The organism is Streptomyces sp. NWU339 (genome assembly GCF_003143855.1).
Lineage (GTDB): Bacteria > Actinomycetota > Actinomycetes > Streptomycetales > Streptomycetaceae > Streptomyces.
Genome location: NZ_QFRK01000012.1, coordinates 183,690 through 208,031 on the forward strand (window position 1 = coordinate 183,690; position 24,342 = coordinate 208,031).

At 72.7% G+C, this 24,342-nt stretch carries 18 protein-coding genes; 9 read left to right on the forward strand and 9 right to left on the reverse strand.

The features are described 5' to 3' along the window. Nucleotides 1-200 precede the first annotated feature (200 nt). Nucleotides 201-608, forward strand: a complete 408-nt coding sequence (locus DIZ27_RS17535; protein WP_219933621.1) for a DUF6193 family natural product biosynthesis protein — start codon at nucleotides 201-203, stop codon at nucleotides 606-608. Between the two features lie 395 nt (nucleotides 609-1,003). On the opposite strand, the gene serC is transcribed toward DIZ27_RS17535, so the two are convergent. Next, nucleotides 1,004-2,122, reverse strand: a complete 1,119-nt coding sequence (gene serC / locus DIZ27_RS17540) for a phosphoserine transaminase (RefSeq protein ID WP_109379347.1) — start codon at nucleotides 2,120-2,122, stop codon at nucleotides 1,004-1,006. Between the two features lie 171 nt (nucleotides 2,123-2,293). Further along, the gene (locus DIZ27_RS17545) at nucleotides 2,294-3,553 is read right to left on the reverse strand and encodes a cytochrome P450 (RefSeq protein WP_109379348.1); all 1,260 of its coding nucleotides are present in this window, start codon (nucleotides 3,551-3,553) and stop codon (nucleotides 2,294-2,296) included. 172 nt (nucleotides 3,554-3,725) lie between these two features. Here DIZ27_RS17545 and DIZ27_RS17550 point away from each other — a divergent pair, with 172 nt between their 5' ends. Beyond that, entirely contained in the window at nucleotides 3,726-4,928 is a 1,203-nt protein-coding gene (locus tag DIZ27_RS17550; RefSeq protein ID WP_109379349.1) for an RNA-guided endonuclease TnpB family protein, read from the forward strand. 30 nt (nucleotides 4,929-4,958) lie between these two features. Here DIZ27_RS17550 and DIZ27_RS17555 read toward each other — a convergent pair whose 3' ends face one another. Genes DIZ27_RS17555 through DIZ27_RS17575 form a run of 5 tightly spaced genes read right to left on the reverse strand, consistent with a single transcriptional unit; the run spans nucleotide 4,959 to nucleotide 9,705 of the window. Beyond that, nucleotides 4,959-6,203, reverse strand: coding sequence for a cytochrome P450 (locus tag DIZ27_RS17555; protein ID WP_109379350.1), 1,245 nt, complete (start codon nucleotides 6,201-6,203; stop codon nucleotides 4,959-4,961). Next, nucleotides 6,200-6,817 (reverse strand): ATP/GTP-binding protein, encoded by a 618-nt coding sequence (locus tag DIZ27_RS17560; protein WP_258308419.1) that lies wholly within the window; start codon nucleotides 6,815-6,817, stop codon nucleotides 6,200-6,202. Before DIZ27_RS17560 ends, DIZ27_RS17555 begins: the two co-directional genes overlap by 4 nt. Continuing rightward, on the reverse strand, nucleotides 6,798-7,145 hold the full coding sequence (locus DIZ27_RS17565; RefSeq protein ID WP_109379351.1) for a DUF742 domain-containing protein: 348 nt from the start codon (nucleotides 7,143-7,145) through the stop codon (nucleotides 6,798-6,800). The genes DIZ27_RS17560 and DIZ27_RS17565 overlap by 20 nt, the downstream gene beginning before the upstream one ends. Beyond that, on the reverse strand, nucleotides 7,142-7,549 hold the full coding sequence (locus DIZ27_RS17570) for a roadblock/LC7 domain-containing protein (protein WP_109379352.1): 408 nt from the start codon (nucleotides 7,547-7,549) through the stop codon (nucleotides 7,142-7,144). The genes DIZ27_RS17565 and DIZ27_RS17570 overlap by 4 nt, the downstream gene beginning before the upstream one ends. Then, complete coding sequence (locus DIZ27_RS17575; RefSeq protein ID WP_109379353.1) at nucleotides 7,546-9,705, reverse strand: ATP-binding protein; 2,160 nt, start codon at nucleotides 9,703-9,705, stop codon at nucleotides 7,546-7,548. The genes DIZ27_RS17570 and DIZ27_RS17575 overlap by 4 nt, the downstream gene beginning before the upstream one ends. Before the next feature lie 353 nt (nucleotides 9,706-10,058). On the opposite strand from DIZ27_RS17575, the gene DIZ27_RS17580 reads away from it, so the two are divergent. Further along, nucleotides 10,059-12,941, forward strand: a complete 2,883-nt coding sequence (locus DIZ27_RS17580; RefSeq protein WP_109379354.1) for an FAD-binding and (Fe-S)-binding domain-containing protein — start codon at nucleotides 10,059-10,061, stop codon at nucleotides 12,939-12,941. 4 nt (nucleotides 12,942-12,945) lie between these two features. Here DIZ27_RS17580 and DIZ27_RS17585 read toward each other — a convergent pair whose 3' ends face one another. After that, on the reverse strand, nucleotides 12,946-14,559 hold the full coding sequence (locus tag DIZ27_RS17585; RefSeq protein ID WP_109379355.1) for a VWA domain-containing protein: 1,614 nt from the start codon (nucleotides 14,557-14,559) through the stop codon (nucleotides 12,946-12,948). A gap of 355 nt (nucleotides 14,560-14,914) precedes the next feature. On the opposite strand from DIZ27_RS17585, the gene DIZ27_RS17590 reads away from it, so the two are divergent. The 6 genes from DIZ27_RS17590 (at nucleotide 14,915) to DIZ27_RS17615 (ending at nucleotide 23,854) form a co-directional block, all read left to right on the forward strand. Further along, complete coding sequence (locus DIZ27_RS17590; protein ID WP_109379356.1) at nucleotides 14,915-15,883, forward strand: DMT family transporter; 969 nt, start codon at nucleotides 14,915-14,917, stop codon at nucleotides 15,881-15,883. A 112-nt stretch (nucleotides 15,884-15,995) separates the two neighbouring features. After that, entirely contained in the window at nucleotides 15,996-17,723 is a 1,728-nt protein-coding gene (locus DIZ27_RS17595) for a serine/threonine-protein kinase (RefSeq protein WP_109379357.1), read from the forward strand. A gap of 121 nt (nucleotides 17,724-17,844) precedes the next feature. Next, nucleotides 17,845-18,642 (forward strand): TIGR03084 family metal-binding protein, encoded by a 798-nt coding sequence (locus tag DIZ27_RS17600; RefSeq protein WP_109379358.1) that lies wholly within the window; start codon nucleotides 17,845-17,847, stop codon nucleotides 18,640-18,642. Further along, a complete protein-coding gene (locus tag DIZ27_RS17605; protein WP_109379359.1) occupies nucleotides 18,639-20,330 on the forward strand; it encodes an acyclic terpene utilization AtuA family protein in 1,692 nt (563 codons plus the stop codon). Before DIZ27_RS17600 ends, DIZ27_RS17605 begins: the two co-directional genes overlap by 4 nt. Beyond that, entirely contained in the window at nucleotides 20,327-21,925 is a 1,599-nt protein-coding gene (locus DIZ27_RS17610) for an acyl-CoA carboxylase subunit beta (protein WP_109379360.1), read from the forward strand. Before DIZ27_RS17605 ends, DIZ27_RS17610 begins: the two co-directional genes overlap by 4 nt. A 6-nt stretch (nucleotides 21,926-21,931) precedes the next feature. Next, nucleotides 21,932-23,854, forward strand: coding sequence for a biotin carboxylase N-terminal domain-containing protein (locus DIZ27_RS17615; RefSeq protein ID WP_258308420.1), 1,923 nt, complete (start codon nucleotides 21,932-21,934; stop codon nucleotides 23,852-23,854). 174 nt (nucleotides 23,855-24,028) lie between these two features. Here the strand turns inward: DIZ27_RS17615 and DIZ27_RS17620 are convergent. Further along, nucleotides 24,029-24,342 (reverse strand): transposase (locus DIZ27_RS17620; RefSeq protein WP_181383567.1); only part of this gene is annotated, 314 nt, incomplete at its 5' end.

Sequence of the window (24,342 nt, forward strand, 5' to 3'; positions counted from 1 at the left end):
AGGTCCTGTGCGCTCTCCAGAGGGCACGCAGAGGATCTTGCTCTCGTGGGCTCTCGGCATGCCGGGGGTTTCTGCGTTTTCGGACATCATCCGCGCCGAGCCGACGATTCCTTCGGTGCGGTGGCCGGGGGGCCAGTGCTGCGACAGCCGCTGACAGGACTTCGACATGGCCCCAGCCGCAGGACCTGCACAATCACGGCATGGCCGACACAGTCGAAGCAGCTTGGCGCAAGATCCTGACCACTGCCGGTGAACCTCGATGGCCGGAAGGATCACCGCTTCTGGAACCGTTTGCCGAGCTGGTGCGGGTGGCGCATGCCGAGCCGCTGCTTCGTCAGCTCTACCCCTGGACCGGTATGTGGGAGCTGCACTTCAGCAGGTGCACGGAAATCCGTCACACCTGGGACATCCCCTACATCGGCACCCTGAGAGACGGCCGGTACTACGTCGAAGGACCTAGCCGGAGCAGCCCGCGAATCGCCGAGACGGGCAGCGCGCGGACCGCAGTGACGATGGTCATCGATCGCCTGCCGCCGCACTGCGGCCCGGCCTTCATCGGCACCGCGGAGGAACTTGCCTCTCACGAGAAGGCACGAGACAGCGAGTAGAAGCGGCCCAACGACTTCGAGGAAGCGGAAACCGGCTTCATGAGCGGCTTTGAAGACGGGTCCTGGTGTGGGTGGCTTTCCGCGACTGTCCGGTGGGGCGGCGGCCTCGACGTGTGCGATGCCGGGGCGCGCGTCCACGCTCCAGGGAGGACACACCGTCCCAGAACCGTGAGCACTTCAGCCATCATTGCCCTGATGCCGCTCTTTTGAGCGCTTGAGTGACACATGTCCGCCGACTGCTCACGGTTTTCGGCACGGCACCCGTCTCCGGCCCCGCGGCGTCGGGCGAGCGCCTCACAGAGTTGACGGGAAGCGAGCGCTCTCCGCCTCGCCGAGCGCGAACAGCGCCCGACGAGGATCCGTCGGGCGCCCTTCGTCGTCGTGCGGGGGAGCGGTCAGAGCTGCTCGATGACGTAGTCGACGCACTTCGTCAGGGCCTCGACGTCCGTGGGGTCGATGGCCGGGAACATGGCGACGCGGAGCTGGTTGCGGCCGAGCTTGCGGTAGGGCTCGGTGTCGACGATGCCGTTGGCGCGCAGGACCTTGGCGACCGCGGCGGCGTCGACCTCGTCGGTGAAGTCGATGGTGCCGATGACCTGGGAGCGCTTGGCCGGGTCGGTGACGAACGGGTTCGCGAACTTCACGTCCTCCGCCCAGCCGTACAGCGTGCGGGCCGAGGTGGCGGTGCGGCGGACCGCCCAGTCCAGGCCGCCCTGGCCGTTGATCCACTTCAGCTGCTCGTTGAGGAGGAAGAGGGTGGACAGGGCCGGGGTGTTGTACGTCTGGTTCTTGCGGGAGTTGTCGATCGCCGTGGGGAGCGAGAAGAACTCCGGGATGTGGCGGCCGGACGCGTGGACGCGCTCGGCGCGCTCGATGGCGGCCGGGGAGAAGACGCCGATCCACAGGCCGCCCTCGGAGGCGAAGGACTTCTGCGGGGCGAAGTAGTAGACGTCCGTCTCGGCGATGTCGACGGGCAGGCCGCCGGCGCCGCTCGTCGCGTCCACGAGGACCAGGGAGCCCTCGTGGACGCCGGACACCCGCTTGATGGGCATGGCGACACCGGTGGAGGTCTCGTTGTGGGTGAAGGCGTAGACGTCCACGCCCGCCGCGGCGACCGGTTCGGGGTGCGTGCCCGGGTCGGCGGAGACGACGTCCGGCTCGGCGAGCCAGGGGGCGAGCTTGGCCGCCTTGGCGAACTTGGAGCTGAACTCGCCGAAGGTGAGGTGCTGCGACCTGTTCTCGATCAGGCCGTGGGTCGCGATGTCCCAGAACGCGGTGGAGCCGCCGTTGCCGAGGACGACCTCGTAGCCCTCGGGGAGCTGGAACAGGTCACGGATGCCCTCGCGCACTTCGCCGACCAGGTTCTTCACCGGGGCCTGGCGGTGGGAGGTGCCCAGCAGGGACGTGCCGGTCGCGGCCAGCGCGTCCAGCGCTTCCGTCCGCACCTTGGAGGGGCCCGCGCCGAAACGACCGTCGGCGGGCTTGATGTCAGCAGGAATCCGGATCTCAGCCACGAAAGGAGCCTAGCGGCTCCGGGAAACCCGGGTGCAATCTCGTCCGTCGGCTGAGACACGAACCAGCCGGTGGGGGAGGGGAGTGCCGGGGCAGGGCGGTGGGGTGGCGGGACGGGGGCGATTCCCCGTCCCGCCACCCCGAAAGTCGCCCCGAAGGCCGGCCCGGAAAGGTCAGCCGCCGAGTGTCACCGGCAGTTCGTACAGGTCGTTCTGGGTGACGACCGGCTTGTTGCGGAGTTCGGTCGCCGGGACCGCCAGGTCCAGCTTCGGGAAGCGCGCGTACAGGGCCGGCAGGGCGACGCCCGCCTCCAAGCGGGAGAGGGCCGCACCGGGGCACACGTGCGGGCCGTGCCCGAAGGAGATGTGCCGGTTGGCGGTCTCACGGGTGATGTCGAAGGCGCCGGCGGTGGGGCCGTGCGCCTGCTCGTCCCGGCCGATCGCGGCGTACGACACGATCAGCGCCTCCCCGGCCGGGAGGACGGCGTCGCCGACCGGTACGTCCTCGGTGGCGAACCGGATCAGCACGTGGGAGGTGGGCGTGGAGTACCGCAGGGTCTCCTCGACCACCGCCGACCAGTCCGCCTTGCCGGACAGCACCAGCTCGCGCTGCTCGGGGTGGAGGGAGAGGTTGACCACCGCGTTGACGATGAGCGAGATCGTCGTCTCGTGACCGGCCGCGATCATCAGCTGGAGCGTGGAGACGATCTCCTGGTCGGTGAGCCGGTTGCCGTCCTCGGACGCCTGGATGAGCGCGGACGTCAGGTCGTCGCCGGGGTTCTCCCGCTTGCTCGCGACCGTCTCGGCCATGATCCCGGCCAGTTCGGTCAGCGTCGCGATGACCTCCTGGGGCGGGGTCTGCGTCGAGAAGAACTTCTCGAACAGCTCCTTCAGCCGCGGCAGCCGCTCCTCGGCGAGCCCCATCAGGTCGGCGACCACGTACATCGGCAGCGGGTAGGCGAACAGGGCCTTCAGGTCGACCGTTCCGCCCGGTTCCGCGGCCACCTGGTCCAGCAGGCCCTCGGTCAGTTCCGTGATCCGCTCCCGCATCCGCTCCACCCGGCGGGGCGTGAGCGCCTGCGCGACCAGCGTGCGCAGGCGGCGGTGGTCGGCGCCGTCCACGGTGAGCATGGAGCGGGGCGGGTTGGCGAGTCCGATCAGCGGCCAGTCGGGGGCGATCTCGCCGCGCTGCCAGGCGCCCCAGACGTTGATGTCCTTCACCACCCGGGGGTCGGTGAGCAGTTTCTTCGCCTCGGCGTGGTGCGTGACCGCCCACACCGGTACGTCGCCCGGCAGCACCACGCGTGCGAGGGGCCCGGCGGCCCGCAGCACCGCGCTCTCCGAGTCCAGGTCGGAGACGAACGGGTCGAGGTGGATGGGGGTCTGGCCGGTGTCCGTCGTGGTGGTGGGAGAGTCCGTACCAGCAGCCGTCATCTGAGTCCTTTCGTGGAAACCCCTGCCTTCAGGCGGGGGTGGGGGTACCGCCCGCTCGCCAGGGAGAGATAAAACCCCTGCAAATCAGGACATCAAGCGGGATTTCGCCGTCAAGGCGGAAAACCGTGTCCTGACCGGCAGGTTTGATGCTTACAGGTGGTCGCGCTAATTTGTGAGCGTGACCGCGAAGTGCGTGAAGCGGGCGTTCAAGTACCGCTTTTATCCGACCGATGCGCAGGCGGCCGAACTGTCGCGCACGTTCGGCTGCGTGCGGAAGGTCTACAACCTGGCCCTGGCCGCCCGCACCGAGGCGTGGACACGGCAGGAGCGGGTCAACTACAACCAGACGTCGGCGTTGCTGACGGCCTGGAAGAAGATTGAGGAACTCGCCTACCTCAACAAGGTCTCCTCGGTCCCGCTCCAGCAGTGCCTGCGCCACCTGCAGGCGGCGTTCACCAACTTCTTCGCCAAGCGGGCGAAGTATCCGCGCTTCAAGTCGAAGAAGAAGTCGAGGAAGTCCGCCGAGTACACCACCAGCGGGTTCCGCTACCGAAACGGGCGGCTGACGCTGGCGAAGATGGCGGAACCGCTGGACATCGTCTGGTCGCGCCCGCTGCCCGAGGGAGCGCAGCCGTCCACGGTGACCGTCTCGCAGGACGCGGCCGGCCGCTGGTTCGTGTCCCTGCTGTGCGAGGACCCCCGAGTTCAGCCGCTGCCCGCCACCGATACGGCGGTCGGTATCGACGTGGGCCTTACCCACCTGCTGACCCTCTCCACCGGGGAAAAGATCACAAATCCCCGGCACGAACGCCGCGACCGCGCCCGGCTCGCGAAGGCCCAGCGGGAGCTGTCGCGGAAGGTGAGGGGCTCGGCGAACCGGGCCAAGGCCCGGCGCAGGGTCGCCCGCATCCATGCCCGCATCGCCGACCGCAGGCGGGACGTGCTGCACAAACTGACCACCCGACTCGTGCGTGAGAACCAAACGCTCGTGATCGAGGACCTGGCCGTGCGCACCATGGTCAAGAACCGGAGCCTGGCCCGCGCCATCGGTGATGCCGCCTGGTCGCAGTTCCGGAGCCTGCTGGAGTACAAGGCCGCCTGGTACGGGCGGGAAGTGGTGGCCATGGACCGCTTCTTCCCCTCCTCCCGGCTGTGCTCCGCCTGCGGCGCCCTGCGAGAGCGGATGCCGCTCAGCGTCCGCACCTGGACGTGCGGGAGCTGCGGCACGACCCATGACCGGGACGTGAACGCGGCGCAGAACCTGCTGGCCGTCGGACTGACGGTGTCGGCCTGTGGAGCCGGTGTAAGACCTCAACGGAGAACTCCGGGCGGGCAGTCGGCGGTGAAGCAGGAAACCCCACGGCGCGAGCCGTAGGACTCCACCTCCTTCGGGAGGGGGAGGAAGTCAACTGAGTCTTCCTCCAAGGGCGGGGGTCGGGGTGAACGTGACCGGAAGTTCGGACAGGCCGCGCAGCCACGGCGACGGGCGGCGGGTCAGGGACGCGGCCGGCACCGCGAGGTCGATGTCCGGCAGCCGGTCCAGGACGACCTCGATGCCGGTCCGCGCGATCACCTCGGCGATCTCCTGCGCCGGGAACGGGCACCGGTGCTCCCCGTGGCCGAAGGAGAAGTGCGCGCCGTTCCCGCCGGTCAGGGCGGAGCCGTCGGTGCGCACCTGGGGGTCGGAGTTGGCACCCTGGAGGCCGAGGAGCAGCATGTCACCGGCGCGGATGCGGCGACCGCCCAGCTGGGTGTCGCGGGAGGCCCAGCGGCCGGCCACGTTCTGGGTGGGGGTGTCCTCCCACAGCACCTCGTTCATCGCCTCGGCGACACTGTTGCGGCCGCCGAACAGGGACGCGGCGAACCGGTTGTCCGTCAGCATCAGGTGCAGGGAGTTGCCGATCCAGTCGGCGGTCGGCTGGTGCCCGGCCGCCATCATCACCATCAGGTCCTGGACGATCTCCTCGTCGGTGAACCCGGAGGTGTCGGCGAGCATCCGCGACGCCACGTCCTCGGCGGGCTCGTTCCTGCGGGCGGCCACCAGTTCGGTCATCGACGTGAACAGGTGGGCCTGGCCCGCCAGCGCCCGCTCCCGCCCGTCGATCATGTCGTTGAGGGCGGTGACCAGGACCGGTCCCTGCTCGTCGGAGAAGCCGTAGAGCCGGGCCAGTACGCGTACCGGCAGCAGCATCGCGAACTCGCCGATGATGTCGGCGGTGCCCTCGGGGCAGATGCCGTCGATCAGCTCGTCGGCGAACTTCTCGGCGTAGCGGCGCAGTTCGAACGGGTCCACCGCCTCCAGCGCGTGGATCATCATCCCGGCCCGCTCGCGGTGCCGCTCGCCGACGGTGTAGAGGATGGAGGGCTGCTTGCGGCCGATCATCGGCAGCAGCGGCCAGTCGTCGGGGATGTTCTCCCACTGGCTCCACAGGTCGGAGTCGCGGCTGAACAGCACCGGGTCGCCGGTGATCTGGTGCAGCTCGCGGTAGCCGAGCACCAGCCAGGCCGGTACGTCGCCGTCGAGTAGCACCGGGACCACGCTGCCGTGGTCGCGCCGCATCTCCCGGTACACCCCGGCGGGGTCGTCCTGGAGCAGGGGCCCGCTGAGGGCGACGGGGGCGGCGGCCGGGGACGCGGGGGTGGGGCTCACACCAGCTCCTGACGGGGGGCTCGGGCCGGGTCGGCGTAGCGGGCCTGGATGTGCTCCACCAGTGTGATCAGCACCAGCTTGCTGGACTCCCGGGACCGCGCGTCGCAGGTGACCAGCGGGACGTGCGGATCGAGGTCGAGGGCCTCGCGGATCTGCTCCGGGGCGAAGGCGGGGCCGCCGAAGTCGTTGCAGGCCACGATGAACGGAGTGCCGTGCTTCTCCAGCCGGTCGATGGCGTACCAGGATTCGTCGATGCGCCGGGTGTCGACCAGGACGACCGCGCCCAGGGTGCCGGAGAACAGCCGGTCCCACAGGAACCAGAAGCGTTCCTGGCCGGGCGCCCCGAACAGGTACAGCACATTGCGCCGGTCCAGGGTGATGCGGCCGAAGTCGAAGGCGACGGTGGTCGCGGTCTTGCCGCTCACCCCGCTGGTGTCGTCGACGGCCTCCCCGGCCCGGGTCATCGTCTCCTCGGTGTTGAGGGGACGTATCTCGCTCACCGAGCGGACCATCGTCGTCTTGCCGGCGCCGAAGCCGCCCACGACCACGATCTTGAGGCCGTTGTCGGCCGACGCGCCCAGCGGCGTACGCGTCTCAGAGGTTGCGGAGTCCAACGAGCACCTGCTCCAGGATGTCGGGGTCGGGTACGGCGGCCTGGCGGGGGTGGCGGGCGCTGACGCGTCCCGCCGCCTGGAGGTCGGCGAGCAGGATGCGGGTGATGCTCACCGGCAGCTTCAGCTCGGCCGCGATCTCCACGACCGCCGTGGGCCGTTCGGTCAGCCGCAGGATCGCGGCGTGCTCGGACTGCATGCCCGGCACCGGATCGCATTCGGCGACGACCAGGGTCACCAGGTCGAAGGGGTTGTCGGCCCCGGACCGGCTGCGCCCGCCGGTGACGGTGTAGAGGCGGTCGGGGGCGTCGTCCCTGCCCGGCCTGCTCATGAGGTGCGCGGCGGCGCGGTCAGGTGCTCCCCGAGCTGCTCCACCAGCTCGCTCATGTTGTGCCCGATGAGCCCGGCGTCGGCGTCCTCGTCGGTGATGACGGCCAGGTGCGCGCCCTGGCCGGCCTCCACGATGAACAGCACGCCGCCGTAGAACTCGGTCATCGCCGACCTGACGCCTCCGCTGCCGTCGCCGAACTCCACGGACGCGCCGTGCGACAGGGACTGGATGCCCGCGGCGATCGCGGCGAGCTGGTCGGCCTGGTCGGCGGAGAGCTCGGGGGTGCGGCACAGTTTCAGGCCGTCCCTGGACAGCACGAGCGCGTGCCGCGCGCCCGGCGTGCGCTCCAGCAGGCCTTCTATCAGCCAGGTGAGCTTCTCGTCGGCGGTCGTCGTGCCGGTCATGAGGTGGTGTCGCCTTCCGGTGTTACGGGGGTGGGAGTCGGGGTGGGGGTGTCGAGGGGGGCGGTGCTTGCGCCGGTGTCCGTGCTCGTACCTGTGCCTGTGCCTGTGCCTGTGTCCGTTTCTGTGCAGGGTTCCGCGTCGTCCGGGGCGGTGGCGCGGACGGCCTGGCGGAAGCTGCTGAAGCGGGCCGTGCGGGCCCTCGTCTCCTCGGCGGTGGGCGCCGTGGGGCGCGGGGTGGTGGCGCGGGTCCCGGCGCTTCGGGTGCGCTCGGCCTCGGCGAGGGTGCGGCCGCGGCGGCGGCGCGGGAGGCCGAGCGGGGGCGCTTCCGGCGCGGATGCGTCCGTGCCTGTGCCTGTGCCTGTGCCTGTGTTCGGGCTCGGGTCCGTGGGCCGGTCCGGGGACTCGTGGGTGGGCACCGGGTCGGGGTCGAGGTCGGCTCCGGCGCGGTGTGCCGCGTACGAGTGGCCGGCCGACGCGGTCGCCGACGTGGTCGCCGACGTGGCCGCGGGGCCCGTTTCCGTCGGGGCCGTGGCGTCGGCGGGGTGGACGGCCGGTGCCTCGGCCGGGCGGGTGCCGGTGCGCTGGGGGAGGCCCGGCGCGGACGGCCCGGGTGCCGCGCCCGCCGGTGCCTCCGCCTCGGAGCGTGCGGGCCGCGCGGGCCTGGTGTGCGCTCCGGTGCGGGTGCCCGTCGGGGCGGGGGCGCCGGCGGGCGGGATGTGGGGCGCGTCCGGCGATACGAGGATGTCCTGCGGTACGAGCATCAGCACGCCCGTGCCACCGCGGGCCGAGGGCCGGTAGGAGACCCGGAGGCCGTAGCGCCGGGCCAGCCGGCCCACCACGGCGAGTCCGAGCCGGGTGCCGGTGAGGCCGCCGAGCCCGCTGGTCTCGCCGGAGACGGCACGCTCGGCACGCCGCAGCTGGGCCTCGCCCATGACGAGCCCGCTGTCCTCGACGGAGACGATGACGCCGGCCGGCACCTCCTCCACGTAGACGTGGACCTCGGCGGTCGGCGGCGAGAAGTTGGCCGCGTTGTCGAGGAGTTCGGCGAGCGCGTGCATCACGCCCTCGGCGGCGTGTCCGGCGACGGCGGTGTCGGCGGCGGAGTGGACGCGGACGCGCCGGTAGCCGCTGATCCTGCCCATGGCACCGCGCAGGATCGACTCCATGCGGATCGGCCGGGCCCAGCGGCGGCCGGAGCGGGCGCCGGTGAGGACGGCGACGGAGTCGGCGAGCCTGCCCGCCTGCGCGGTGCGGTGGTCGAGGTGGAGGAGGTCGGCGAGGACCTCCTCGTCGTGGTGCTTGTCCTCCATCGCGCGCAGGTCCGCGAGCATGCCGGTGGACAGGGCCTGCATCCGGCCGGCCGCGTTGGCCGTCGCGGACAGCGCGGCGGCGCGGGCGCCGTCGGCCTCGCGCAGCCGGACGGCCAGCCGCGCGTTCTCCCCGATGTGCCGGTCCCGGTCCTGTGACAGCCGCGCCCGCTCCTCGCCGAGCCGCTTGAGTTCCGCGTCGAGCCGGTCGCGCTCGTCGGTGTGCTGCTGGACCAGTCGGGCGGTGTGGGCGTCGTGTTCCTCGGCGCGCCGGCGCAGTTCCCCGGCGTGCTCGTCGGCGAGCCGGGAGAGTTCGGCGGCGTGCTCGTCCCTCAGCCGGGTGAGTTCGGTGGCGTGCTCCTCCGCGAGCCGCGCCCGCTCGGCGGTGTGCTCCTGCGTCAACCGGGCCGTGGCGGTGGCATGTTGATCGTTGAGGCGCTCGCGCTCCGCCGCCACGGACTTCGCGAGGCGGGCCCGCTCCTGGTCCAGGTCGGCCGACAACCGGGCCCGCTCCCGGGTGAGTTCGCCGGTCAGCCGCTCGTGCTGGCGGCGGGCCTCCTCCGCCTGCCGGGCGCGCTCCTGGAGCAGCCGGCCGACGTCCTGGGAGACCTCCTCCAGCCGCCCGCGGAGCGCCCGCGCCGTCAGCACGGCGTGGGTGGCCCAGGTGACGGCCGCGCACAGCAGCAGGGCGGCGATCACTCCGGCCGCCGTGAGGGCGCCACGCGCGGAGGCCGGTCCCAGGAGCACCGCGACGACGACCCCGACCGCGGAGAGCGCCGCGGTGAGCAGGGGGACGGGCAGCAGGCTGCGGGGGGTGGGGCGGTCACCGGGGAGCAGGGGGGAGGTCATCAATCAGGGTCCTCGATCGGGTCCTCGGTCGGGTCCGCGGGGCATACGCCGTCGTCTGCCCGTGTCGTCTCGTCTGCACGTGTGGTCTGCACGTGTGGTCCGCGCGGCCCTCGAGTGGTCCATGGGGTCGCCGGGCCCGGTTCCGGGGTCGCTTCTGGAACGAGGGCCGACAACTGCGCGCAACTCGCGGTCACTATATGCAAGTTAGTGATCTGGTTGGGAAGATTCCGGTCTCGTTCCTGGTATTTGAGCCACTCCTGAGGGAATCGGGCCCCGGTGGTCCCGCCCCGTGTGCCGCGCGGGGTGTGAGCCGGCACCGGTCTTCCGCTCGTCCCGGGGGCATCCTGGGGGGTATGACGGATCTCCGGGAACTGCGGGCCGGGCTGCGCGCGGACGTGCGCGGTGAGGTGGACTTCGGCGTCACCGCGCGGGCGCTGACCACCATGGACGCCTCCAACTACCGCCGGGTGCCGCTGGGCGTGGTGTCGCCGCGGGACGCCGACGACGTGGCGGCGGCCCTCGCCGTCTGCAGGGAGCACGGCGTCCCCGTGGTGCCGCGCGGCGGCGGCACGTCGATCGCGGGCCAGGCGACCGGCACCGGTGTGGTGCTCGACCTCACCCGGCACATGAACCGGCTGCTGTCCCTCGACCCGGGGACCCGCACGGCCGTCGTCCAGCCCGGCCTCGTCCTCGACCGGCTCCAGGAGGCCGCCGCTCCGCATGGACTGCGCTTCGGCCCGGACCCCTCCACGCACAGCCGCTGCACCCTCGGCGGCATGATCGGCAACAACTCCTGCGGTTCCCACTCGGTCGCCTGGGGGACGACGGCGGACAACGTGCGGGAACTGTCGGTCGTCACCCCGCGCGGGGAGCGGCTGCGCCCCGGACGGGGGTGGGCTGGGGCCCCGGCGGGCCTGCGGGAGCTGGTGGACGGTGAACTCGCCCGCCTGCGCACCGGCTTCCCCGAGCTGCCCCGCCGTATCTCCGGCTACGCCCTGGACGCCCTGCTGCCCGAGAAGGGCGCCGACGTCGCCCGCTCCTTCTGCGGCTCCGAGGGCACGCTGGGCGTGCTGACACAGGCGGTCGTGGAGCTGGTACGCGCCCCACGCGCGCGTGCGCTCGCCGTGCTGGCGTACGCCGACGAGAGCGGCGCCGCCGAGGCCGCGGCCGGGCTGCTGCCGTACGAGCCGCTGACCGTGGAGGGCATGGCGGCCGATCTGGTGCCGTCCTCGGTGGACCTTCCGCGCGGTGGCGCCTGGCTGTTCGTCGAGACGGGCGGGGACACGGAGGAAGAGGCACGCGCGCGTGCGGACGCGATCGTCCGCGCGGCGGACGTCGTGGACTCCCTGGTGGTGACCGACCCGGCCCGGCAGCGCGCCCTGTGGCGCATCCGGGAGGACGCGAGCGGCACGGCGACCCGGATGCCCGACGGGACGGAGGCCTGGCCCGGTTGGGAGGACTGCGCGGTGCCGCCCGCCCGGCTCGGCGCGTACCTGCGGGACTTCCGGGGGCTGCTGGCCGCCCACGGGCTGCGCGGGGCGCCGTACGGGCACTTCGGGGACGGCTGCATCCACGTCCGTATCGACTTCGACCTGCTGACGGAACCGGGCATCGCCCGCTTCCGGACCTTCTCCGGGGAACTCGCCGACCTGGTCGTGGCCCACGGCGGATCGCTGTCCGGCGAACACGGCGACGGGCAGGCGCGCGCGGAGCTGCTGCCGCGCATGTACGGCACGGAGACGGTGGCCCTCTTCGAGCGCGTGAAGGGCCTCTGGGACCCGGACGACCTGCTCAACCCGGGGATGCTGGTGCGCCCCGAGCCCCTGGACGCGAACCTCCGCTTCGCCGTCCTCCCGCGCGAACCGGTGGACGTCGCCTTCGGCTACCCCGCCGACGGCGGCGACTTCTCCGCGGCGGTCCGCCGCTGCGTGGGCGTCGCCAAGTGCCGTACGGAGTCGGTGTCGGGACCGGCGGTGATGTGCCCGTCGTTCCGGGCGACGGGCCGGGAGGAGCACTCCACGCGCGGGCGCGCCCGGCTGCTGCACGAGATGCTCGCCGGCGAGCTGGTGACCGACGGCTGGCGGTCCACGGAGGTACGGGACGCGCTGGACCTGTGCCTGTCCTGCAAGGGCTGCCGTTCGGACTGCCCGGTCGAGGTCGACATGGCCACCTACAAGGCGGAGTTCCTCCACCACCACTACGCCGGACGCCGCCGCCCCGCCGCCCACTACGCGATGGGCCGGCTGCCGCTGTGGCTGGGCTGGGTGGCGCGCACCAGGTCGGCGGCGCTGGTCAACGCGGGCGCCTCGGTGGGTCTGCTCGCGCGGGCGGCGAAACGGCTGGGCGGGATCGCGGGGGAGCGGGAGATCCCGCGCCTGGCCGGGGAGACGTTCACCCGCTGGTGGCGGGGACGGCGGACCGCCGCGCCCTCCGCCCCGGGCACTCTGGTGGTCCTCTGGCCGGACACCTTCACCGAACACCTCTCGCCCTCCGTGGGCCGCGCGGCCGTACGGGTCCTGGAGGCGGCGGGCCTGCGGGTCGCGCTGCCCCCGACGCTGCGCCTGGCCGGACACCGGGGCCTGGTGGGGGACGCGCGCTCCCGCTCGGCGATGCGGCTGCTGACGGCCCGCCGCGGCCGGGTCTGCTGCGGTCTGACGTACATCTCGACCGGCCAGCTCGACCACGCCCGCGCGGTGCTGCGCCGCACCCTCGACCTGATGGAACCGGTGCTCGCCACCGACGCCCCGGTGGTCGTCCTGGAACCGAGCTGCGCGGCAACCCTGCGCACGGACGCCCCGGAGCTCCTGCACGACGACCCCCGCGCGGCACGACTGGCCTCCCGCGTCCGCACGTTCGCGGAGACCCTGGAGCAGTACGCGCCGGACTGGACCCCACCGGCCCTGGACCGCCCCGTCACCGGCCAGACCCACTGCCACCAGCACGCGGTCCTCGGCGACACGGCCGACCGTCGGCTGCGTGCCGCCGCGGGCCTCACCGGCGACCTGAGCGGCGGCTGCTGCGGCCTCGCCGGCAACTTCGGCTTCGAGAAGGGCCACTACGAGGTGTCGGTGGCCTGCGCGGAGGACCAGCTCCTCCCGGCGGTGCAGCAGGCACCGGAGGACGCGCTGGTCCTGGCCGACGGCTACTCCTGCCGCACCCAGCTGGCCCAGCTGGCGGGCGTACGGGGCCGCCACCTGGCGGAGGTGCTGGCGGAGGCCTTGCAGAAAGACTCGTGAGGGTTCAGGCGAGGCGGTTCGCGTCGCGGATGGCCCGGGTCAGTTCGCGGATGGCCTTGTCCTCGGTCCGGGAGGACAGGTCGGCGGCGCGGTCGGCGAGTTCGCCGAGGTCCGGGGCGCCGGGCAGGGCGCTGTAGCGGTGGTCGGAGGAGCGCAGGGCGTCGGCGAAGTAGGCGGCGGTCGCGGTGAGCGTGAGACCGCGGTTCGCGGTCCAGACGGAGTCGTCGAGGGCGTCGGTCTCCAGGGCGCCGGTCTCCTCGTGCGGGGCGCGGGTGTCGGGGTCGAGCCAGCGGACCGTGGCCGTGGCGAGGTGGCCGTCGGCGCCGGACCTCGTACGGACCGCGTACAGGGCGGTGACGGTGTGGCCGGGGCCCACCTCGCCGCCGTCGACACTGTCGTCGCGGAAGTCCTCGTCGGCGACGCGGCGGTTGTCGTAGCCGACGAGGCGGAACTCGGCGACGGTCTGCGGGTCGAAGGCGACCTGGGCCTTGGCGTCGCGGGCGGTCAGCTCGATGTGGCGGGGCAGCTGTTCGCAGAAGACCTCGCGGGCCTCCTCCTCGTCGGACACGTACACCGTGTGCCCGTCGCCCTTGTCGGCGAGGCGTTCCATCAGGGCGTCGCCGTAGTCGCTGCCGACGCCCACGCCGAAGAGGGTGATGCCGTGCTCGCGACGGGACGTCGAGATGCGTTCGAGGATCGCGTCGGCACTGGTCTCGCCGGTGTTAGCGAGCGCGTCGGAGACGAGGACGACCCGGTTGGTGGCGCCCTCGCGCAGGCCCTCGACGGCGGTCGCGTAGCCGGTCTCGACGCCCGCGCCGAGGTTGGTGGACTGAGCCGGTTCCAGGCTGTCGACGGCGTCGTGGATCCTGCCCCGGTTGCCGTCGAGGCGGGTCATCGGCAGGACGGTCTCGGCCTCGTCGCTGAAGGTGACGATCGCCACGGAGTCCTCGTCGCGCAGTCGGTCCGTCATGGTGCCGAGGGACCGCCGGGCGAGGTCGAGGCGGCCCGGTTCGGCCATGGAGCCAGAGATGTCGACGACGAAGGTGAGGGCCGCGGGCGGGCGCTCGCCGCTCGGTCCGGCGGGGCGGGTGGCGAGGCCGACGCGGACCAGGGACCAGTCGTCCTCATCGGTGCGGGCGCCGTCGACGGTGACCGTGAAGCCGTCGCCGTCGGGGCGTGCGTAGTCCTGGCGGAAGCTGTTGACGAACTCCTCGGGGCGGACCGCCGACGGGTCGGGCAGCCGGCCGTCGGCGAGGGTGCGGCGGGCGTAGCCGTAGGAGGCGGTGTCGACGTCGAGGGCGAAGGTGGACAGATAGTCCGGCGCGGGGGCGATGCCGCGGGAGTCCTGCTCACCCTCGCGCTGCCCGTCCTCGCGTTGTTCGCCCGAGCCCCGGGGGCCGTCGGGGGCGGGGAGCGGGGCCGAGCCGTTCCCCCTGCGGTCGTACCCGCTGTCGGTCGCCGAGTTCTGGTTGCCGCCCGCGCTGCATCCGGTGAGCAGCAGGCCGCTCGCCGCCGTGAGTGCCAGCAGTGCGCCGCTCAGCCGCTGTGTCCCGTGCCGCTTCGTCGTCCCGTGCCGCTTCGTCGTTCTGCGTTGCTTCGTCGTCGCGTGCCACTTCATCGTCCGTGCCCCCTCGGTCCGTTGAACCCGACTCATGCGACTGTGACGCCGGGGCGGGGCGGAACGTGCGGCACGGGGCGTCACAGGTGCGTCTCGAAGCGGGCACGGACGACGGCCGCCGAGACCGGTGGGTGACCTTCCGTTGACCTACGGCGTCATGCCGTCGTGTCGTCGCCCGTCCGATCGTCCGTATGACGGACCGGATTGACCCGGGCGGGACGCGGGCCCCATCGTCAGGTACGTGAAAGCTGCATGCTGCTGACTGGGTCCATTACTCTGGACCGGGCAGTTCATCGCCATGCACAATCCCCGAGGGGGGTCACCCGCTCCCCGTACCGAGCCCATGGAAGGCGCCGTGACCACCCCCAGCTCCGCCACTCCGTCCGTCCCGGCCCCGGCCGCCGTCCCCGCGGCGGCTCCCGGGCATACGCCCGGCGGGGCGGGTGCTCCGCGCGGGCGGGGCTCGCTGGGGCCCGTCGGGCTGGTGCTCGCCGGTGGGATCTCCGTGCAGTTCGGCGGGGCGCTCGCGGTGACGCTGATGCCGCGGGCCGGCGCGCTCGGCGTCGTGACGCTGCGGCTGCTGGTGGCCGCGGTCGTGCTGCTCCTGGTGTGCCGGCCCCGGCTGCGCGGGCACTCGCGCGCCGACTGGACCACAGTGATCGTCTTCGGGCTCGCGATGGCCGGGATGAACGGCCTCTTCTACCAGGCCGCCGCCCGCATCCCCCTCGGTACGGCGGTCACCCTGGAGGTTCTCGGCCCGCTCGCCCTGTCCGTGCTGGCCTCCCGGCGCGCGATCAACTTCCTCTGGGCCGGACTCGCCCTCGCCGGTGTCTTCCTGCTCGGCGGCGGAGGCTTCGACAGCCTCGACCCCGTGGGTGCCGCCTTCGCCCTGGGGGCCGGTGTCATGTGGGCGGCCTACATAGTCTTCAGCGCGCGTACGGGCCGCCGCTTCCCGCAGGCCGACGGGCTCGCCCTCGCCATGGGCGTGGCGGCGCTGGTGTTCCTGCCGCTGGGCATCGCCGAGTCCGGCACCAAACTCCTCGACCCGACGGTCCTCGGCCTGGGCGCGGCGATCGCGGTGCTCTCCTCCGTCCTGCCGTACACCCTGGAGCTCCTCGCCCTGCGCCGCCTGCCCGCCTCCACCTTCGCCATCCTGATGAGCCTGGAACCGGCCATCGCCGCCACCGCGGGCTTCCTCATCCTCAGCCAGGCCCTCACCCTCACCGAGGCCGCCGCCATCTCCCTGGTCATCGCGGCGAGCATGGGGGCGGTACGGACCCAGGTGGGACGACGCCGGGCCAAGGTGCTCCCGGACCTTCCCTAGAGGCTCCCGGACCCCCCCCGGAGCCTGCGACAGCCCTGGCCGGGCCGACGGTCACCGGCAGCGCATAGGCTGCGGATCTGATCAACTCATCGGGATCACGGGGAGGAAACCGATGAACCACACGGCCGAGGACTTCCAGCCTCTGCAGGACGACGATCCACGCGCAGTGGCCGGCTACCGCCTCGCCGCCCGGCTCGGAGCGGGCGGCATGGGCCGGGTCTACCTGTCGCACACCCGGGGAGGCCGGCCGGTGGCCGTCAAGGTCGTACGGTCGGAGCTGGCCGACGACCCGGCCTTCCGGCAGCGTTTCGGCCGGGAGATCAAGGCGGCCCGGAGGGTGAAGGGCGCGTACACCGCCGAGCTGATCGACGCCGACGCGGACGGCGTACCGCCCTGGCTGGCCACGCTGTACGTGCCCGGCCCCTCCCTGACCGAGGCCGTCGCCCGGCGCGGGCCGCTGCCGGTGCCGGCGGTGCTGTGGCTGATGGCGGGGGTGGCCGAGGCACTGCAGGCCATCCACGGTGCGGGAATCGTGCACCGGGACCTGAAGCCGTCGAACGTGCTGCTGGCCGCCGACGGGCCGCGGGTGATCGACTTCGGCATATCGCTCGCCGCCGACGGCACCGCGCACACCGCCACGGGCGCCACCGTCGGCACGCCCCAGTACATGGCTCCCGAGCAGGCCGTCGCGGGGGACGTCACGGCGGCGACCGACGTCTTCGCGCTCGGCCAGACGGCCGCGTTCGCGGCGTTGGGCGAGCCGCTGTACGGGGACGGCCCCGCGGTCAGCGTGCTCTACCGGATCGTGCACTCCGAACCCGACCTGTCCGGGCTGCCCGAGCGGCTCCGCGGGCTGATCGCCCGGTGCCTGGCCGCCGATCCGGGGGAGCGGGCCACACCGGCGGAGATCGTCGAGTGGTGCCGACGGGAACTGGGACAGGACGCCGACGCGGGTGCGGGTCCGGCCGTCTGGCGGGAGATCGCGGGGCCGGAAGTGACGGTTCCGCCGCCGGCTCCGGCTCCGTCCCCGGAGTTCCCGGCCCCCACCGCGGCGTACACGTGGCCGTTGAGCGCCCCGCAATCGTCGGCCGTCCCGCTGGGGCCCGCCGCCGCGCCGTGGCCGACCGTCCCGCAGGGGCCGACCGGGCCGGACGAGCGGAAGCGCCGCAGGAGACGCGCCGCCCTGATCCCGGCCGCCGCCCTGGCCGCGGTCGGGCTGCTGCTCACGGCGGCGTGGACGGTCATGGAGGCGAGGGAGGGAGCCCGCGACCGCGACCGGGACACGGCCGCGTCGGCGTCCGGGACACCCGGCCCGGCGGCGGGACGGTCGTCGGCGTCCGGGAAGCCGCCGTCCGGGTCGGCGCCGACGGGGGAGGCCGCGTCGTCGACCGGACCGGAGGCCACCTCGTCGACCGCGTCGGACACGGGGGCCGACGGCCCCGCGGGCGGTGCCGGGACGCCGCGGGCCCATGCCTATGTCGGGCTGTCGCTGAGCCCCGAGAACTCCCTCAGCATCGGCAGCGGCAAGCTGCGCAAGGACCGCAAGGGGGACATCCGCTTCGGCTGCTCGAAGAAGGTCGGCTGCGAGCTGGAGAGCGACACCAGCGTGTTCACCATGGTGTACGGCGATCCGGGGGACGGCACGTACGAGACGTGCCGCCTGCTGACCGCCAGCCAGGACGCTCGTCTTTTTCCGCTGGCCGCCGCTGCGGCGGGCAGCGAGATCTGCGTCAAGGACGGCGACGGCAACATCGGACTGTTCGTCATCCAGACGAAGTCGACCGCCCTGCCGGACCTCGGCTTCGTCAGGGCGGACATGACGGTCTGGCGGACGGACTGAGGACCGAGGGCGTCCAAGGGGCCCGGAGCTTTCGAGGGCGGGACCCGAGAGCGGCCGCACGCTTCGCACGAAATATGCAAGCACGATTGATTGTTTCTTGAGTGCCTGTCATGCTCGCTCCATGGCCGACCCGACGCCCGTGATCGACGACCTGTGTGCGGAGAGCGACGAACTCGACCGGCTGGTGGCCGGGCTGGGTGGGAGGGAATGGGTGCTGGACACTCCCGCGCCCGGCTGGACCGTAGCCCATCAGATCGCGCACCTCGCCTGGACCGACCGCTCCTCGCTGCTCGCGGTGACCGATCAGGGCGCCTTCGCCCGCGAGGTCGAGAAGGCGCTGACCGAGCCCGGGGACTTCGTGGACAACGCCGCGCGGGAAGGGGCGGGCCTGCCGCCCGCACGGCTGCTCGCGGACTGGCGGGCCGGACGCGAGGCCCTCGAGAGCGCCCTGCGGGCAGCACCCGAGGGGGCGCGTTTCCCCTGGTACGGCCCTCCCATGTCCGCGGCCTCCATGGCCACCGCCCGGCTCATGGAGACCTGGGCCCACGGCCTGGACGTGGCGGACGCGCTGGGTGTGGTGCGGCCACCCACCGACCGGCTCCGGCATGTGGTGCGGCTCGGCATCCGCACCCGCGACTTCGCCTTCGGGGTGCACGGGCTGCCCGCGCCGTTCGAGCAGTTCCGCGTCGAACTCACCGCCCCCTCGGGCGGACTGTGGACGTACGGTCCCGAGGACGCCACGGACCGCGTCACCGGCCCCGCGCTCGACTTCTGCCTCCTGGTCACCCAGCGCGCCCACCGCACCGATCTCGCCCTCACCGCCGACGGCCCCGACGCCGACCGCTGGCTGGACATCGCCCAGGCCTTCGCCGGGCCGCCCGGAGGTGGCCGGGAGCCGCAGGGGGACACCGCGCGGTGACGGCGACGACCCTGCGCATCGGGAACTTCTCCGGCTTCTACGGCGACCGCTTCGACGCCCTGCGCGAGATGCTCACCGGCGGTGAGCTCGACGTCCTCACCGGCGACTGTCTCGCCGAACTGACCATGCTCATCCTGGCCCGCGACCGGCTCAAGGACCCCTCCGCCGGGTACGCCCGCACCTTCCTGCGGCAACTGGAGGACTGCCTCGGCCTCGCCCACGAGCGCGGCGTCAAGCTCGTCACCAACGCCGGCGGACTCAACCCGGCCGGTCTCGCGGACGCCGTACGGGAGCTGGCCGGGCGGCTCGGCGTCCCGGTGCGGGTCGCCCATGTGGAGGGCGACGACCTCACCGCCGCCCACCCGGGTGCGCTGGCCGCGCACGCCTACCTCGGCGGCTTCGGCATCGCGGCCTGTCTGCGCGAGGGCGCCGACATCGTGGTCACCGGGCGGGTCACCGACGCGGCCCTGGTCACCGGACCCGCCGCCGCCCACTTCGGCTGGGCGCCGACGGAGTACGACCGGCTCGCGGGAGCCGTCGTCGCCGGGCACGTGCTGGAGTGCGGGACCCAGGCCACCGGCGGCAACTACGCCTTCTTCGGCGGGCGGCCGCCCGGCGACCTGCTGAGGCCCGGCTTCCCCCTCGTCGAGCTGTACGAGGACGGCTCCGGCGTCATCACCAAGCACCCCGGCACCGGCGGCTTCGTCGACGTCGGCACCGTCACCGCGCAGCTGCTCTACGAGACGGGCGGCGCCCGGTACGCCGGGCCCGATGTCACCGCCCGGCTGGACACCGTACGGCTCACCCAGGACGGCCCCGACCGGGTACGCGTCGAAGGAGCCGAAGGGGAGGCGCCGCCGCCCACGCTCAAGGTCGGGCGGAGTCGGCTCGGCGGCTTCCGCAACGAGGTCGTGTTCGTCCTCACCGGGCTCGACATCGAGGCCAAGGCGGATCTCGTACGGGAGCAGATGACCGGCGCGCTCGCCAAGGCGCCGCCCGCCGAGGTGCGGTGGGAGCTGGTGCGCACCGACCGGCCCGACGCGGACACGGAGGAGACCGCGAGCGCCCTGCTGCGGCTCGTCGTGCGGGACCCCGGACAGGAGGCGGTCGGACGTGCGCTGAGCGGGGCCGCCATCGAGCTGGCGCTGGCCAGTTACCCCGGATTCCATGTGGTGGCACCACCAGGGAAGGGCGCTCCCTATGGGGTGTTCGAGGACGTGTACGTCCCCCATGGCGGGGCCCACCATGTGGCCGTCCTCCACGACGGGCGCCGGATCACTGTGGACCCGCCCCACGACACCGCTGTATTCGCGGACGTGCCGGAGCCGGAGCTGCCGGAACCCCTGGCTCCCGGACCGACCCGCCGCGCCCCGCTCGGGCTCCTCGCCGGCGCCCGCAGCGGGGACAAGGGCGGGAACGCCAACGTCGGCGTCTGGGTGCGCGGCGACGACGCCTGGCGGTGGCTCGCGCACGAGCTGACCGTCGAGCGGTTCCGGGAGCTGATCCCCGAGGCCCGCGACCTGCCCGTCACCCGGCACGTCCTGCCCCGCCTGCGCGCCCTGAACTTCGTCGTCGAGGGGATCCTCGGTGAGGGCGTCGCCGCGCAGGCCCGCTTCGATCCGCAGGCCAAGGCGCTCGGCGAATGGCTGCGCTCCCGGCACCTCGACATCCCGGAGGCCCTGCTGTGACGGTCCTCGAATCCGCCCTGGACACGGGCGACCCGGAGTACCGGGCCCACCGCGAGGCCATGCTCGGCAAGCTCGCCGAACTGGACGCCGAGCACGCCAAGGCCCTCGCGGGCGGCGGTGAGAAGTACGTCGAGCGGCACCGGAGACGCGGCAAGCTGCTCGTCCGTGAGCGCGTCGAGCTGCTCCTCGATCCCGACACGCCCTTCCTGGAGCTTTCCCCGCTGGCGGCCTGGGGGAGCGACCACACCATCGGCGCCTCCCTCGTCACCGGCATCGGTGTCGTCGAGGGCGTGGAATGCCTGATCACCGCCAACGACCCGACCGTGCGGGGCGGTGCCAGCAACCCCTGGTCGCTGAAGAAGGTCCTGCGCGCCAACGACATCGCGCTCGCCAACCGGCTGCCCGTGATCAGCCTGGTGGAGTCCGGCGGCGCCGACCTGCCCTCCCAGAAGGAGATCTTCATCCCCGGGGGCGCCGTCTTCCGGGACCTGACCCGGCTCTCGGCGGCCGGCATCCCGACCGTCGCGGTCGTCTTCGGGAACTCCACCGCCGGTGGCGCGTACATCCCCGGCATGTCCGATCACGTGATCATGGTCAAGGAGCGGGCGAAGGTGTTCCTCGGCGGTCCGCCGCTGGTGAAGATGGCCACCGGGGAGGAGAGCGACGACGAGTCGCTGGGCGGCGCCGAGATGCACGCGCGCGTGTCGGGCCTCGCCGACCACTTCGCCGTCGACGAGCCGGACGCCCTGCGGCAGGCCCGCCGGGTCGTGGCCCGTCTCAACCACCGCAAGGCGTACCCCGATCCGGGACCGGCGGCGCCTCCCCGGTACGACGAGGACGAGCTGCTCGGCATCGTCCCCGGTGACCTGAGGATCCCCTTCGACCCGTGCGAGGTCATCGCGCGGATCGTCGACGCCTCCGACTTCGACGAGTTCAAACCGCTGTACGGCACCAGCCTCACCACCGGCTGGGCCACCCTGCACGGCTATCCCGTCGGCATCCTCGCCAACGCCCGGGGGGTGCTGTTCAGCGAGGAGTCGCAGAAGGCCGCCCAGTTCATCCAGCTCGCCAACCAGCGCGACATCCCCCTGCTCTTCCTGCACAACACCACCGGCTACATGGTCGGCAAGGAGTACGAGCAGGGCGGGATCATCAAGCACGGCGCCATGATGATCAACGCGGTCGGCAACTCCCGCGTCCCCCACCTGTCCGTCCTCATGGGCGCCTCCTACGGCGCCGGGCACTACGGCATGTGCGGGAGGGCGTACGACCCGCGCTTCCTGTTCGCCTGGCCCAGCGCCAAGTCCGCCGTCATGGGCCCGCAGCAGCTCGCCGGCGTGCTCTCCATCGTCGCCCGGCAGTCGGCGGCGGCGAAGGGCCGGCCCTACGACGACGAGGCGGACGCGGCGCTGCGCGCCATGGTGGAGCAGCAGATCGAGTCCGAGTCGCTGCCCCTGTTCCTGTCCGGGCGGCTGTACGACGACGGCGTCATCGACCCGCGCGACACCCGTACCGTCCTCGGCCTGTGCCTGTCGGCCGTCCACACCGCGCCCTACGAGGGCGTGCGCGGTGGCTTCGGCGTCTTCCGGATGTGAGGGGCTGTGTTCACCTCGATCACCTCGATCAATTCCGTACTGGTGGCGAACCGGGGCGAGATCGCCTGCCGTGTCGTCCGCACCTGCCGTGAGCTCGGGATCCGGACGGTCGCCGTGCACTCGGACGCCGACGAGAACGCCCTCCACGCGCGCGTGGCGGACACGGCGGTACGGCTCCCGGGTGCGGCGCCCGCCGACACCTACCTCCGTGGCGACCTGATCGTGAAGGCGGCACTCGCGGCAGGCGCGGACGCCGTGCACCCCGGTTACGGCTTCCTCTCCGAGAACGCCGGCTTCGCACGGGCCGTCCAGGACGCCGGCCTGGTGTGGGTCGGGCCGCCCCCGGAGGCGATCGAGGCGATGGCGTCCAAGACGCGCGCCAAGGAACTGATGGGCATCGAGTCCCTGCGCGAGGTCACCGAGGCCGACCTGCCGGTACTGGTGAAGGCCGCGGCGGGCGGCGGCGGGCGCGGGATGCGCGTCGTACGGCGCCTCGCGGACCTGGACGCCGAACTGGCCGCCGCCCGCGCGGAGGCGGCGAACGCCTTCGGCGACGGCGAGGTGTTCGTCGAGTCCTACGTGCAGGGCGGACGGCACGTCGAGGTGCAGGTCCTCGCCGACACGCACGGCACGGTGTGGACACTGGGCACCCGGGACTGCTCCCTCCAGCGCCGCCACCAGAAGGTGATCGAGGAGGCCCCGGCACCCGGGCTGCCCGCGCGGCTCACCGGCGAACTGCACACCCTCGCCGTACGCGCCGCCCGCGCCGTCAGTTATGTCGGCGCCGGAACCGTCGAGTTCCTCGTCGCGGACGGCAGGGCGCACTTCCTGGAGATGAACACCCGCCTCCAGGTCGAACACCCGGTGACGGAGGCCGTGTTCGGAGTCGATCTCGTCGCCGAGCAGATCCGGGTCGCCGAGGGGCACCCGCTCGAGAAGGACCCGCCGCGCGCGCACGGTCACGCCGTCGAGGCCCGCCTCTACGCCGAGGACCCCGCCCACGACTGGGCCCCGCAGACCGGCCGCCTGCACCGCCTCGCCGTCCCGGACGGCATCCGCCTGGACACCGGCCATGCCGACGGCGACGACATCGGCGTCCACTACGACCCCCTGCTCGCCAAGGCCGTCGCCCACGCCCCCACCCGCGCGGAGGCGATCCGCAAGCTGGCCTCCGCCCTGGACCGCGCGGTGATCCACGGCCCCGTCACCAACCGGGACCTGCTCGTCCGCTCCCTGCGGCACGAGGAGTTCGCCGGAGCCCGCATGGACACCGGCTTCTACGACCGCCACCTGCCCGAGCTGACCACCCCGGCCCCCGACCCGTACGCCCCGCTCGCCGCCGCCCTCGCCGACGCCCACGGCCGCTCCCGCTTCGGCGGCTGGCGCAACCTGCCCTCGCAGCCGCAGGTCAAGCGGTACGCGATGGCGGGCGAGGAACACGAGGCCCGCTACCGGCACACACGCGACGGCCTCGCGGCCGACGGGGTGCGGGTCGTACACGCCGACGCGGGGCTCGTCGTTCTCGACGTGGACGGCGTACGGCGCAGGTTCGAGGTCAGCCGTCACGGCGACCGCGTGTACGTGGGCGCCACCGCCCTCACCGCCCTGCCCCGCTTCCCCGACCCCACCGCCCGACACGCCCCCGGCTCCCTCCTCGCCCCCATGCCGGGCACGGTCGTCCGCATCGCGGAGGGTCTGACCGAGGGAGCCGTGGTGGAGGCCGGACAGCCCCTCCTCTGGCTGGAGGCGATGAAGATGCAACACAAGATCACAGCCCCGGTCGCGGGCACGCTGAGCACCCTCAACGCCCTACCAGGACAGCAGGTAGAGGTCGGTGCCCTTCTGGCTGTCGTGGAGACAGGCGCCCCTCAGGGGCGCGGGGAACTGCGCGACCAGCCACGAACGACCCGCACCCTCCCGACGACCTGAAGCCCCTCCCCCTTAGCCTCGATCCACCGACGTGCTCTGAAGGTGATCTCTTGATCGTTTTGTGAGCTGGTTTCGGTCGGTGATCGTGGATGGGCAGGTTGTTTCTGCTGGTCTGCCCAGCTTTTCCACGGTGCGGTTCCGGTCGAGCCCTGGCGGGCGGGGTGGGCAGGGGGATCAGGCCAGTGCGGGTGGGTCGTGGACGGTGTCGAAGAGGTGTGTCCAGGCTTGCTCCCAGGGCCAGTTGCAGGGCAGGTGCAGGGTGATGCGTCGTGCGGATCGCGCGATCCGGGCCGGGACCTGGACCAGGTGGGCCCGGAGGGTGGCCGTGGTGGCCTTGGCGTGGAACGCGGAGGCCAGGGAACCTGCGGCCCGCAGCAGGTTGTAGGCCATCGCCCACAGGGTCAGCCAGGCCGCGTTGGCGTGGAAGTGCCCGGACGGCAGATGGGCCAGGGCCCCGGCCTTGCTGTCCGCGATGACCTGCTCGACCA